Below are 11,796 nucleotides of genomic sequence, written 5' to 3'. Positions count from 1 at the left end.
ATTGGTCGCATGCAAAAGCAGCGTGCGATCTTCTCCCTTAATCTGAAACCATCAAATCACGTTCAACTAAGGACAGTACATGATGGTTTCTCAATCTCGCTCAATCAAAGCTCTTAAACTGGTAAGTACGTTTATCGCCGCATTTGCACTTAGCAGCAATCTGGCTCTGGCTAATCCAAGCGAGCGCACACTCAGTCAATTCAACCAAGCAGCGCAAGGTGACTCTGGCTTAGTTGATACCGTTTACGGCGAATTATCTAAACAACTCGAAGAGCAGGGCGCAACGCCGGTGACTTTGGTGTATTTAGGCAGTGCAGAGACGTTGCAAGGTCGTGAGGCGTTTATGCCTTGGAACAAGATGAAGTTCACCGAGCGTGGTCTTGCGACAATCCAAAAAGGTTTGGATTTAATGGCGAATCAGCCAGTTCCACTGCAAGAGCAACAACGTTTACAAGGTTTGCCGGAATACCAACTAGCCACCGCCATGGCAGCCACTACGTTTACCTCTCTACCTGACATGTTCAACCACTTTGAGCGTGGCTACGAGCTGTACCTTTCTCTGCTCGATGAACCGAGTTTTAGTCAGCAACCTTTTGCGGCTACTTCATGGATTTACCGTTATGCCATTGAAGCAGCGCTGCGCGCTGAAGACGTTCAACAAGCCAAAATATGGTTAGCGCAAATGGAGCAGTTGGGTGACAGCAATTTAGAAACGCAAACCGCGAAAGCGCTGCTAGCGAAATATTAGGGAGGCGTCATGATCGTTTTTAATCAACTTAGTCGCGATTACGCCCTTGGCAACCAAACGGTGCGTGCATTGCGAGACGTGTCTGGTGAAGTGTTTGCTGGCGAAATGGTGGCTCTGTGTGGACCGTCTGGCTCAGGCAAAAGCACCTTACTTAACGTGCTTGGTATGCTGGATACTCAATACCAAGGTCAGGTGACGTTTGCAGGCAGCCCATACCCAACCGGGCAAATGCAGGCGGCGAAAATGCGTCGTGAAAAGCTTGGTTTTGTGTTCCAAAAATTCAATCTTGTCCCCGTGATGACAGCGTTAGAGAACGTGGCGTATCCGTTACACCTCAACGGCTTTTCAAAAGCTGAACAAACCGAGCTCGCCACACAAATGCTAGAACACGTTGGCTTGGGCGAGTTTATTCATCACATGCCCGATAACCTATCAGGCGGTCAGCAACAACGCGTGGCAATTGCGCGCGCCTTAGTGCACAAACCGGCATTGGTGATTGCTGATGAGCCAACCGCAAGTCTTGATAGCCAAACTGCCAACAAGGTCATCGACATTATGAAAGGGCTCGGACACGAGCTAGGCACCACTTTTATCGTCGCCACTCACGACCCTCGCATGGCATCCCGTTGTGATCGCACCATTGAATTGGTGGATGGCAAAATTACCCAAACGCACGCAAGTGTGGAGGAGGTTTCATGGGCAAGCTAATTCCTGTTTCGGTTCGTCTTGCTTGGTTGAACCTGCAACGCAATCGCCGTCGCAGTTTGTTGTCGATGCTGATCATCGCTATTGCCGTGTTTGCGTTAACCAGCGCGGGCGGTTTTGGTCTGTACACCTATGACAGTTTGAAAGAATCGACAGCGCGTGACACGGGGCATCTGACGTTAACCACTCCGGGTTACTTCGCCAAAGAAGAAGAGATGCCGCTGAGTAACGGGTTAACTCATGCAGACGACATTACCAAGCAATTGATTGGCTTAAACGAAGTGCGAGGCGTGCAGCCACGAGTTGAGTTCAGTGGGTTGATTTCCAATGGTAACAAATCATCGATCTTTATCGGCATTGGTGTGAACGAGCGCGAATTCGATATGAAAGGACCGTTTTTGGATGTGCGCGAAGGGCAAACGCTGTCCAACATTCACGCATCGCGTTATGACCCTGCAGAGCCAGAAGTGATGCTCGGTGTTGATTTGGCGAACAACCTAAGCGTGCACGTTGGCGATTGGATTACCTTGCTGGCGACCACAACTGACGGCGCATTGAACGCGTATGACTTCAAAGTTCGTGGCATCTATTCAACAGGCGTACCAGAGCTTGATAAACGCCAGTTGTACGTGCACATCAACAGCGCGCAATCGTTGTTGGGCTCAGACAAAGTCAGTGCGTTATCTGTCTTCTTGTTCGATACCAGTTTAACGAGCCAAGTCGAGCAACAAGTGGCTTCGGTTCTGAGTAAGCAAAAGCAGAACTTTGGCGATCAAGATATTGAGATTACGCCTTGGCAAGAACGTGCGTTCTTCTATCTCAAAGTGAAAGATTTGTACGACCGCATCTTCGGCATTATGGGCGCAGTAATGGCGTTGGTAGTCTTTGTCGCCCTGTTCAACACCATGACCATGTCGGTCACCGAGCGTACCCGTGAAATTGGCACCTTGTCAGCGCTTGGTAGCTACCCTCGAGAAATCATTGCTGGGTTCTTGCGCGAAGCAGGGTTACTTGCGGTGATTGGCAGCTTAATCGGCGCTTTGTTTACTGCGTTAGTTACCGTCTTACTGATGGTCGTGGATGTGCAAATGCCGCCACCGCCAGGACGCACAGAAGGTTACCCATTGACGATTTACTTCTCTTGGGAGCTGGTGGCTGTCGCAGGATTCGCGGTATTGATGATTTGTTTGGTTGCGGCGTTTTTCTCGGCGCGCAAAGGGGTGAACAAGCCAATTACGGAGGCACTGATTTATGTTTAATTTCAAATCACTATTACCAATTGCACTGCTGACGGTAAGCGGCGTTGCAAGCATAAATGCCAGTGCGAATGAAACAGCGCTAGATGCACAGCAAGTTGCGCAATTGATTGAAAAAGCCGACAGCTACCGCTTGCAAGATGATTCCTCCAAAGTGGTGTCACTGGTGCGCTTATATCAAGACCAAGAGTTAGATAAAACCCGCCTTTACCATGTGTACACGCGTCCAAATCGTGAATCGTTGGTGGTGTTCAAATCGGCAGTCGAAGCTGGGCAAAAGATGCTGATGATGGGCGACAACTACTGGCTGCAAATGCCAAAGAGCCGCCGTCCGATTCGCATTACGCCGATGCAGAAGCTGCTTGGTGAAGCGTCTATCGGCGACATCTCAACCCTGACTTGGAGCCAAGATTATCAAGGTGAATGGAGAGCGACAGAAACCGTTTCGGTGAACGGAGAAAGTGTCGCGGCTTATCACCTTGCGTTAACCGCGAAAACCAAAGGGGCGAGCTATCAGAAGATCGACTTGTGGTTGTCTGAGCAAGATGCGTTTCCAATCAAAGCCGATCTTTACTTGCGCTCGGGCAAACTCGCCAAGCAAGCGCAATACGGACGTGCAAGCGACAACGGTGAAGACTACGTCAGTGAGATGACCTTGCTTGATAGCATTCAGCCGAGCAAAAAGACCGTTATCGAGTATCAAGAAATCGTGCCTTGGCAGCTGGACAATAAGTTCTACAACCCAAGCTATTTGCCTAAAGCCAATACGACTCAGCTTTAGCCTGAACTCCGTAAACAGAGCGATTAAAACGAGCAAGGAAGTCACATGAAACCGCACCAGCTTAACCTTAACAAAAGCACCAGTCTGTTGATTGCTGCGTCATTGTGTGTGGGCGCTGCAGCCCCAGTTTTTGCCAATGATGAACTGAGTTTTGAGTGGGATTGGGCTGTCAGTTACGAAACTGCCAAGCAGCGTGATAGCGCATTTATGCAGGCGCAGGGCAGTTCTCGTGATTCACTCAATGCATTGCTGGATGTGCAGGTTAACTATCAAAACTTTAGTGGCTTGTTCGCTCTGTACAGCCAAGGTTTGTACCTCGATCAACAAGGAGAGAGTGATTGGTGGAGCGAAGCTGATAACAAACTGTTGATTAGAGAGCTGGCTTGGCTAGGGGAGTGGCAAGTCGGTGACACCACTCTTGATGTGAGTTTGGGTAAGTTGCGCGTGGATTGGGGCGTGGGTTATGGCTACCGACCTTTGGATCTGTTTAAGCCTTATCGACAAAACCCGGTTGGCTTAGTCGTAGAAGAAGGCGCGGGTGTGCTTTCACTTTCACACTATGATATGGCAGGCGAGTGGACGGTGATTGCAACGGATTCAAGCTGGGGGCAACAAGACCAAAGTGCACTTGATCAAGCCGCAGAGCAACAGGGTGTTGGTATCCGCCGTTATGCGCTGGTGGGTGACACAGAATATCAGCTGATTGGTTATTACGATGATGTGCGCCGAGGTTTACTCGGAGCCAGTGCCATTGCCGTGTGGGATGAATCCATCGCCATGCACGGTTCCATACTGTGGCAAAAGCAAAGTGTCGGCTATCAGTTTCAGCAGGATGATCTTTACCAACCCGTTTTAGCTGAGGAGCAGGGAAGCGCATTCCAAGCTTTAGTTGGGGTGAACTGGGCAAACCAAGCCGGACACAACGTGATTGCTGAATATTGGTACGACAGCCGAGCATGGTCGAAAAGCGAATGGCAGCAAGCAATAGAGCGTGGCGAATTACTCTCTCAGCTCCCTGAACCTAACAACTCTCTGTTGGCTAGCAGCGCTCTACTTGCGACAAGCTACGCCCAAGGGTTTCAGCACGCCAATATCGTCCAGCATAATGTAATGCTGCACTGGAGTTGGGATTTGGAAGCGTGGGCTGCATGGAACGGTAAAGCGGATATGGGCTGGCTAAGCGATGTAACCCCTACGTTGGATGTGATGTTGGCGCCACAAGATGGTGGTGTGATTGTCACGCAGTGGCTTAACTACCAATGGATTGATACCGGCGATCAAAGTGTAGAAGTGGAAGTTGCCGCACGCTTTTTAACCGGAGACGACCAATCTGCTTACGCACAAATCAATGATAAGCATATGATTGTATTTAACATCAAAGGGAAATTCTAAATGTGTTCAGCAAAATCAGTGGTGAAAAGTGGATGGTCGCGTAGCTTATTAGTGACCACGGCATTTTGTCTCTTTATCGCAGCAATGACGCTTTCTGTTTGGGGCGGCTCATTTTACGTTCATGTTATGGTGAGTTTTGGATTTGGCTATTCGGCTATATTCTTCTCATGGCTTGTCGACCGCCTGTTTCCTACCATTCCTCGTTTGGCGGAAGTGGCTATCTCGCTGACGGCTTGCTTATTGTTCGGTGTGGTAAACGCCCAGTTTTGGCTCGGAGAATATTTCGGCATCTCAGGTATGCTATCGGTTGGACTCATGGGGTTGTTATTCAGTGCCATGTGCTTTTTCTATTTTTACTCACGCGAGCAACATGCAATCGCTCAACGAGAGTTGGAAGCCATTAAACGCGAGAAAGCAGAGCAAGATCGTGCGCTGTTGCTGAGTCAGCTTAAGCAGATGCAAAGCCAGATTGAACCGCATTTCTTATTCAATACCTTGGCAAATATCAGTGCGCTCATGTCGCAAGATGTTGATAAAGCTAAGCTGATGCTAGAACAGTTAACCGCGCTGCTGCGTGCAACGCTCAAAAGCTCACGTGAAGAGCAAACTACCATAGACAATGAAACGGCGTTAATTGAGGCTTACTTAGGCATCCAGCAAACCCGTTTAGGTGACCGACTCAGTTACAAGATTGAGGTAGAAGAGGGGCTAGGTAGAACCGAGTTACCGCCGATGATGCTTCAACCCTTAATCGAAAACGCCATCATCCATGGTATTGAGCCGAAGCGAGAAGGCGGTGAAGTCCGTTTGCTGATTAAGCGCGAACAACAGAACTTGCTGATTGAAGTCAGAGACACAGGTGTTGGCTTAAATCACGTGAGTGGGCACATGGGGTCAGGCGTCGGTTTAAGCAATCTCAAGCAGCGAGTTGAAGCTTTGTTCGCAGGACAAGGAGAGGTTTCTATCAGTGAGTCTGCTCTGGGTGGCGTTTGTGTTCGCCTGAGCTGGCCAATGGAATCGTAATCAAGGAAGAAAGGAATGAATACAGGGTTTACTGCCATTATTGCTGATGATGAACCGCTATTGAGGCGTCATCTTGATAAAAGCCTAGCTGAAGTGTGGCCAGAGTTAGAGGTAATAGCTAAAGTCGCCGATGGTGAACAAGCGTTGCAAGCCATTGAGCAAAGCCAACCTGACATTGCGTTTCTTGATATTCGTATGCCAGTTTTGGATGGCATGACATTAGCGCAAAAACTCAATCAACTCGCCAATCCACCTTTGATTGTATTTGTCACCGCGTACGATGATTACGCCATCAAAGCTTTTGAGCAAAATGCCGCCGATTATTTGCTCAAGCCTATCTCGGATGAGCGCTTGCTGACGACGTGTGAAAGAGTGAGAGCACGCCTTGCTAAGCGAGAGCAAGAAAGCAGTAATGTGCAGATGAGCAGCCTATTAGAGCAGTTGCAGCAATTATCCGCGCCACAAACGCCGCAATATCTTCAGTGGATCAAAGCGACGCAGGGGGAAGATATTCATCTGATCGCCACGTCTGATGTGCTGTATTTCAAAGCGGAAGAAAAATACGTTTCTGTGTATGCCCAACAAGGACAAGGTAAAGTGCAGGAGTATTTGATTCGCACATCGTTGAAAGAGTTGATAGGGCAGCTTAACCCAGAACAGTTCTGGCAAGTGCACCGTTCAAGCGTGGTGCAAGTGTGCAAAATTAGCAAAGTAAACAAAGACTTTACAGGCAGAATGTTTGTGCACGTTGGAGAAAACAAGCTCGCTGTGAGCCGTGCATCTCAAAGTTTGTTCAAAGGGATGTAATCGCTAGAACTGCTCACTCTTTACACTGTAAACTCGCTGCTCATTTTTTCAGCAATAGAAACAAAAAGCGCCTAGGTCATAAGACGTTAGGCGCTTTTTTCGTTTTATAGTGATGACCTCTCCGAAGAGGCGAATGGGTTTATTCGCTGACCGTCACTTTCTCGATAATGATTGGATCGCATGGCACATCATCGTGACCAAGCTTAGAGGTCGTTTTTACTTTCGCGATGCGATTTACGACATCCATACCCGCGGTCACTTTACCAAACACTGCGTAGCCCCAACCTAGATTGGTAGTTGCGGTGTGGTCTAGGAAATCATTGTCTTCCAAGTTAATGAAGAACTGTGCCGTTGCAGAGTGCGGTGCATCGGTACGCGCCATTGCGATAGTGCCAACAAGGTTCTTTAGACCACGGTTTGCTTCATTTGCGATCGGGGCGCGCGTTGGCTTTTCTGCCATGTCTTCGGTGTGACCGCCACCTTGAATCATAAAGCCATCGATAACGCGGTGGAAAATGGTGCCGTTGTAGAAGCCATCTTCACAGTATTTTTTGAAGTTCTTTGAGCTAACTGGCGCTCGTTCTAGGTTCAGTTCAATCTCGATGTCACCGAAATTGGTGGTCATAATAATCATCTGGTTTGCCCTTATGGGTGCTAAGTTGGCGGCATTATAGCTAAGTCGTATGAGGATAGCAGAAATAAAAACAGCGACGTTTTGGCGTCGCTGTTTGCATGGTGAATAGGTGAGGAAAGCGTTAAACCGTAAAGCGACCGACCAAGTCGTACAGCTCGTTAGCTTTGTGGTTTAGGTTGCCACTACCTGCGCGGTTCTGATTCGCAAGGTGCGCCGATTGGCTGCTTTGTTGAGAGATCACCTCAATACGTTGTGAAATCTCTTGCCCAACTTGGCTTTGCTCTTCGGTTGCCGTTGCGATCAAGGTGTTCATGTCCATGATGTTAGCAATTGCGGCTTGGATTTCTTGCAGTGCGGCAGAGGCTGCTCGTGCTTCCTCAACCGTTGCTTCACCACGCGCTTGGCTTGAACCCATGGCTTTCACTGCTGCATCCGAGCCAGACTTCAACTGCTCAATCATTTGGTGAATTTCGCCTGTGCTGTCTTGAGTGCGACTCGCCAGTTTACGGACCTCATCGGCAACGACTGCGAAGCCGCGACCTTGTTCGCCTGCACGCGCTGCTTCAATGGCTGCGTTCAGTGCCAATAGGTTGGTTTGCTCGGCGATGTCTTGAATCACTTCTAGCGAAGAAGAGATGTTTTGTACATCGCTCTCTAAACGAGAAATCACTGTGCTGGCTTCCGATACTTCTAGAGCGAGCGCTTCGACAGAGTTTGCTGCCGAATCAACAATGTGTTTCGCTTGCTGTGAATTTTCATCGGCGTCTTTGGCGGATTGCGCCGCTTGGTTAGCGTTGCTGGAAATCTCGTGCGCCGTTGCTGTCATCTCGGTCATTGCCGCTGCGACTTGTTCGGTCTCTTCACGTTGACCTGAAGCCAATTCGTCCACTTGCGATGCTCGCTGTGACATGTCGTTGGTTTCAGAAACCACTTCTTGCCCAACATGGCTAACACTCTTGATGATACCCTGCAGGCTTTCAACGAAGATATTGAAGTTACGGCTAAGCTGGGTGAACTCCGGTACGCTTGATTCTTCCATGCGTGCGGTTAAGTCTGCATCGCCTTGCGCGAAAGAGTGGATTGAGGCATCAAACTGCTCGATAGGCTTCATGATGCTGCGGTTAACAAACACCGCGAAGACCGCTACGATAGCTGCAATCGAGACACAGAACAGAGCAATTGCCGTCAGTGTGGTGTTGAGGACCTGATGCGCGGCTTCTTCCATGTTTGTCACAATGGCGTCGATATCGTCAGTGTAGAAGCCCGTACCTAACATCAAATCCCATTCAGGAATGAAGACCGAGTAGCTCAGTTTCGGTAGTGCTTCGTTCTGACCGAGTTTCGGGAAGTAATAAGTCGTGAACTCACCAGTTTTGGAATTTTTGATCAAATCCTGAATTAGGTAATTGCCTTTCTTGTCCTGCAAGTTATAGAAGTTCTCTCCGATGCCTTTGGTGTTTTTACCCACCACGACACGCACGCCTTTTGAATCGTAACCGAAGATGTAGCCGGATTGGCCAAACTCCAACTGTTTCAAGATAGGCAGTGCTTCTTCAAGTGGGGCATTTTGAGCGAGTAGTGGCTCGACGGCGGAGCGCGCCATTTGGACGTAGTTTTTGAGCTCAGCTTTTTTCATCTCCATCATTTGACTTCGAGTCTGCTCAATCTCGTGTTCGTTGTAGGCAGTGGTTTGTAGGTAGGTGAACCACATCATGCCTATTGCCATGGTTAGAATTGGAATTATTGAAAGGATATATAGTCGTTTTCTGATCGTCAGATTCATAGAGACGTCCTTCTCTCGGCGCAGCGTTACAAGTGACAAGCTGAATAAGCCTGCCTGATAAAATTATTAATACTTATTGTTGTAATGCTTAGAGATTAACCGAGTTAATCAATCAGAAGTACAGGAAGTTTATAAATTTAGACTAAGGTCGTAGCATTTTTAAGCGGGATCACAATTAACGTGAACACGAACCGTTATTGCAGCGAGAAGTGCCCGTTAGCCAGTAGGAAACGCGGTAGCGGTTTTTGGCAAATTTGAGGTAAAGCCAGTCCGCAACAGGTTTGATAATGCGCCAACGCAATGGTGCATACAACCAACCTTGACCGACCAATTGCCATGCACGATGAGTCACGTCCAACCCAAGCAGCAGCTCACCCTTATCGTTGAGGGCGTGCAAAATGGTGTTGGCTTGCTCCGGATCGATCTGCGGATAATCGGCGAACGCCTCGCTGTAGATATCGACGGTTTTAATCTGCTGTTTGGAATCGCGTTGTTTTAGCGCCTTCATCTCTTTGGCGCACAAGGGACAAGTGCCATCGTAAAATACGGTCAGTTTGGTCATGATTGAGCTCATTATTGGCGGTTCTTATCCCTTTTACGCGATTATTTTTCTTTTAGTTCATTGTCTTGCAAGTAATGCAGCCAATTATCACGGATGTTGCCGTAATTGAATTGGCAGAACTCTTTGCGATCGCGTAAGTAATCTTTTTCTACTTCATCCAACAAGGCTTTGTATTGCTCTGGATCGCTGCCGTAGACCAGACACAGGGTAGAGAAGTAACGTTGCAGATCGAAACTGTGCTCATCAATGTACTCGCCAAAATCGTAGTAGTCCGGTCTGTCGTCGGATTCGAATGCGAACATGTCCGCAGCACTGATCGCCACATCGGCACCGTCATCAACGTAATCAATCAACAAAATGGTGGCGAAGTTATCGACCGCATCTTCCTCTTTACCCAGTACTGGAATGTTTTGATCGGCAATGTAAGCGTGTCCGGCTTCGTGCAATAGTGTATGCAGCAAAGTATCGAGCGCGCCCGTTTTCGGTGCTTTACCGTAACGTTCTTGGTACTTGTTGTTGGTGAAGTAGTTAAATGATTCCAGATAGAAGGTGTATGGGATATGGATGGTGTGGGTTTCTGGATCGTAAAGCGGACCGTCTTCGCCACCGTAGGTCAATGTCAGTGGGTTATCAAACGGGAAGTAATCATCAGAAAGCTGGACAAAGATGTCGTTCACTTCACTGCTTTCAATCACTTGCGCAGCAAAGCGATCATCGGCAGTTTCCGCTGGGAGGTATTCGATTTTAATGTTTTCGCTCGCAGACGCTGTGGCAGCAAACAGCAGCAGAGAGGCAAAGGCAGAGTGACTTTTCATTTTCGGAATCTTGTTATTTGTTTGGTTTGCTTGAAAATTATACATGCTTTTTATAGTGTGCGCGCTGGAGGACACATTCATGAATAATCCATTACTACTGCAACCCCGCATCCAATAGGCGTTGTTGACTGAGAACGCAGCAACAACGCCACGAGAAACCGTTCCGTGGCATACATTTACTCTATTGAGGCAACTGCCATGAAAAAACATTGGTCCAAATTTCAGTACCTGCACCAAGTGGTGCAAAACCAAAACATCCACATCAAAGGCACCCACAGTTATTACAGCGATTGTTGGGATAACGGCTTTGAAGATTCTGTCGTGCGTTATCTGCATGGCGATGAAGTCAGTAAAGCGTGGCAACCGAGGTGGGAAGTCGATCAGCTCTATATCGGTGATTACGTTTGTATCGCGGCTGAAGCGGTGATTTTGATGGGCGGCAACCATAATCACAGGACGGACTGGTTCTGTCTGTATCCGTTACTTGATGACATCGAGCAATCTTACCAAGGCAAAGGCGACACCGTGATTGGTGACGCGGCTTGGATTGGCATGCGCGCGATGATCATGCCCGGTGTCACCATTGGGGAAGGCGCAGTGATTGCCGCAAACAGCGTCGTGACTAAAGATGTCCCACCTTACACTGTGGTGGCAGGATCTCCGGCAAAACCCGTTAAGCTTCGCTTTAAGCAAGACATCATTGATAAGCTGCTCGCCCTGCAAATCTACACGTGGGATGAAGCCAAGTTCGAGGCACTTCGCGCTTTCATCTGCAGTAATGATATTGAACAGTTGATCATTGCAGAAGCAAACTATGAAAGTGGCGAATAGCACTGAAATGAGGAAAATTTTCAGCGATATGTTATAATCTCGCTCCGTTGTAACGAGAACACTTGTTGCAAGCTTGAGAATTTCCCGGGATTCGGCTCGTTCCAAACACCATGAGTCAGAGTTTTTAACTACGATGGGATACAAGCAAACCCAGATGTTAGAGCGCCACCTCGGCGCTCTATTCGTTATGACGGGAAGGAACTTTGCTCGATAGTGATGATCACATTCTGTTTAAGTAAGGGAGCCCGATAGCGGTTCAGAAAGTGTCACTCGGACAATACTCACAACACGATATCCATCTCCTGCAAGCAGTCATTTCTGTTTGTCTATGAAGAGGATAAGAAGGAGCTTAACAGGCTCCTTTTACATTTTAGGGCTTGCGAATAGCGCGTAAATCAGAACATCGCTTAACGACCGTCCCTTAAACTAGCCTAAGGCGCATTTAACACAACCTTTTGA

12 protein-coding genes are annotated in these 11,796 nt (G+C 48.2%); 8 read left to right on the top strand and 4 right to left on the bottom strand.

Annotated elements, in window-relative coordinates; translation table 11 throughout:
* The first annotated feature begins 79 nt into the window (after positions 1 to 79).
* From AACR11_RS25900 to AACR11_RS25870, 7 genes are read left to right on the top strand one after another with little or no spacing between them, the layout of a single operon-like run.
* Entirely contained in the window at positions 80 to 748 is a 669-nt protein-coding gene (locus tag AACR11_RS25900; protein ID WP_029790512.1) for a hypothetical protein, read from the top strand.
* A 9-nt stretch (positions 749 to 757) separates the two neighbouring features.
* On the top strand, positions 758 to 1,456 hold the full coding sequence (locus tag AACR11_RS25895; RefSeq protein WP_005448872.1) for an ABC transporter ATP-binding protein: 699 nt from the start codon (positions 758 to 760) through the stop codon (positions 1,454 to 1,456).
* Entirely contained in the window at positions 1,444 to 2,712 is a 1,269-nt protein-coding gene (locus AACR11_RS25890; RefSeq protein ID WP_029790514.1) for an ABC transporter permease, read from the top strand. The genes AACR11_RS25895 and AACR11_RS25890 overlap by 13 nt, the downstream gene beginning before the upstream one ends.
* Entirely contained in the window at positions 2,705 to 3,490 is a 786-nt protein-coding gene (locus tag AACR11_RS25885; protein ID WP_029790516.1) for an outer membrane lipoprotein-sorting protein, read from the top strand. The genes AACR11_RS25890 and AACR11_RS25885 overlap by 8 nt, the downstream gene beginning before the upstream one ends.
* A 45-nt stretch (positions 3,491 to 3,535) precedes the next feature.
* Positions 3,536 to 4,882: a hypothetical protein gene (locus AACR11_RS25880; protein WP_029790517.1), complete on the top strand. Its 1,347-nt coding sequence runs from the start codon at positions 3,536 to 3,538 to the stop codon at positions 4,880 to 4,882.
* Entirely contained in the window at positions 4,883 to 5,905 is a 1,023-nt protein-coding gene (locus AACR11_RS25875) for a sensor histidine kinase (RefSeq protein ID WP_029790518.1), read from the top strand. It begins immediately after the preceding gene.
* 15 nt (positions 5,906 to 5,920) lie between these two features.
* Positions 5,921 to 6,712: a LytR/AlgR family response regulator transcription factor gene (locus AACR11_RS25870; protein ID WP_029790519.1), complete on the top strand. Its 792-nt coding sequence runs from the start codon at positions 5,921 to 5,923 to the stop codon at positions 6,710 to 6,712.
* Between the two features lie 139 nt (positions 6,713 to 6,851).
* Here the strand turns inward: AACR11_RS25870 and AACR11_RS25865 are convergent, their stop codons facing one another.
* The 4 genes from AACR11_RS25865 to AACR11_RS25850 all read right to left on the bottom strand — a co-directional run bounded on the left by AACR11_RS25865 (position 6,852) and on the right by AACR11_RS25850 (position 10,506).
* Positions 6,852 to 7,346 carry a peptidylprolyl isomerase gene (locus AACR11_RS25865; RefSeq protein WP_005448882.1) on the bottom strand — a complete coding sequence of 165 codons (495 nt, stop codon included), beginning with the start codon at positions 7,344 to 7,346 and terminating at the stop codon, positions 6,852 to 6,854.
* A gap of 121 nt (positions 7,347 to 7,467) precedes the next feature.
* Entirely contained in the window at positions 7,468 to 9,129 is a 1,662-nt protein-coding gene (locus AACR11_RS25860; protein ID WP_079325248.1) for a methyl-accepting chemotaxis protein, read from the bottom strand.
* Positions 9,130 to 9,304: 175 nt separating this feature from the next.
* Positions 9,305 to 9,691: a thiol-disulfide oxidoreductase DCC family protein gene (locus tag AACR11_RS25855; RefSeq protein WP_029790521.1), complete on the bottom strand. Its 387-nt coding sequence runs from the start codon at positions 9,689 to 9,691 to the stop codon at positions 9,305 to 9,307.
* A 41-nt stretch (positions 9,692 to 9,732) separates the two neighbouring features.
* A complete protein-coding gene (locus AACR11_RS25850) occupies positions 9,733 to 10,506 on the bottom strand; it encodes a DUF4344 domain-containing metallopeptidase (RefSeq protein ID WP_026000288.1) in 774 nt (257 codons plus the stop codon).
* Positions 10,507 to 10,704: 198 nt separating this feature from the next.
* On the opposite strand from AACR11_RS25850, the gene AACR11_RS25845 reads away from it, so the two are divergent.
* Complete coding sequence (locus tag AACR11_RS25845; protein WP_029790522.1) at positions 10,705 to 11,337, top strand: CatB-related O-acetyltransferase; 633 nt, start codon at positions 10,705 to 10,707, stop codon at positions 11,335 to 11,337.
* The last annotated feature ends 459 nt before the right edge of the window (positions 11,338 to 11,796 follow it).

The organism is Vibrio sp. L85, assembly GCF_963871815.1.
Taxonomy (GTDB): Bacteria; Pseudomonadota; Gammaproteobacteria; order Enterobacterales; family Vibrionaceae; genus Vibrio; species Vibrio harveyi.
This window is presented reverse-complemented; position numbering and strand designations above follow the sequence as displayed.

Coding starts and splice junctions, on each gene's coding strand:
- AACR11_RS25865 (WP_005448882.1), bottom strand. CDS start 7,346: ATGATTATTATGACCACCAATTTCGGTGACATCGAGATTGAACTGAAC.
- AACR11_RS25875 (WP_029790518.1), top strand. CDS start 4,883: ATGTGTTCAGCAAAATCAGTGGTGAAAAGTGGATGGTCGCGTAGCTTA.
- AACR11_RS25860 (WP_079325248.1), bottom strand. CDS start 9,129: ATGAATCTGACGATCAGAAAACGACTATATATCCTTTCAATAATTCCA.
- AACR11_RS25870 (WP_029790519.1), top strand. CDS start 5,921: ATGAATACAGGGTTTACTGCCATTATTGCTGATGATGAACCGCTATTG.
- AACR11_RS25845 (WP_029790522.1), top strand. CDS start 10,705: ATGAAAAAACATTGGTCCAAATTTCAGTACCTGCACCAAGTGGTGCAA.
- AACR11_RS25850 (WP_026000288.1), bottom strand. CDS start 10,506: ATGAAAAGTCACTCTGCCTTTGCCTCTCTGCTGCTGTTTGCTGCCACA.
- AACR11_RS25890 (WP_029790514.1), top strand. CDS start 1,444: ATGGGCAAGCTAATTCCTGTTTCGGTTCGTCTTGCTTGGTTGAACCTG.
- AACR11_RS25855 (WP_029790521.1), bottom strand. CDS start 9,691: ATGACCAAACTGACCGTATTTTACGATGGCACTTGTCCCTTGTGCGCC.
- AACR11_RS25900 (WP_029790512.1), top strand. CDS start 80: ATGATGGTTTCTCAATCTCGCTCAATCAAAGCTCTTAAACTGGTAAGT.
- AACR11_RS25885 (WP_029790516.1), top strand. CDS start 2,705: ATGTTTAATTTCAAATCACTATTACCAATTGCACTGCTGACGGTAAGC.
- AACR11_RS25895 (WP_005448872.1), top strand. CDS start 758: ATGATCGTTTTTAATCAACTTAGTCGCGATTACGCCCTTGGCAACCAA.
- AACR11_RS25880 (WP_029790517.1), top strand. CDS start 3,536: ATGAAACCGCACCAGCTTAACCTTAACAAAAGCACCAGTCTGTTGATT.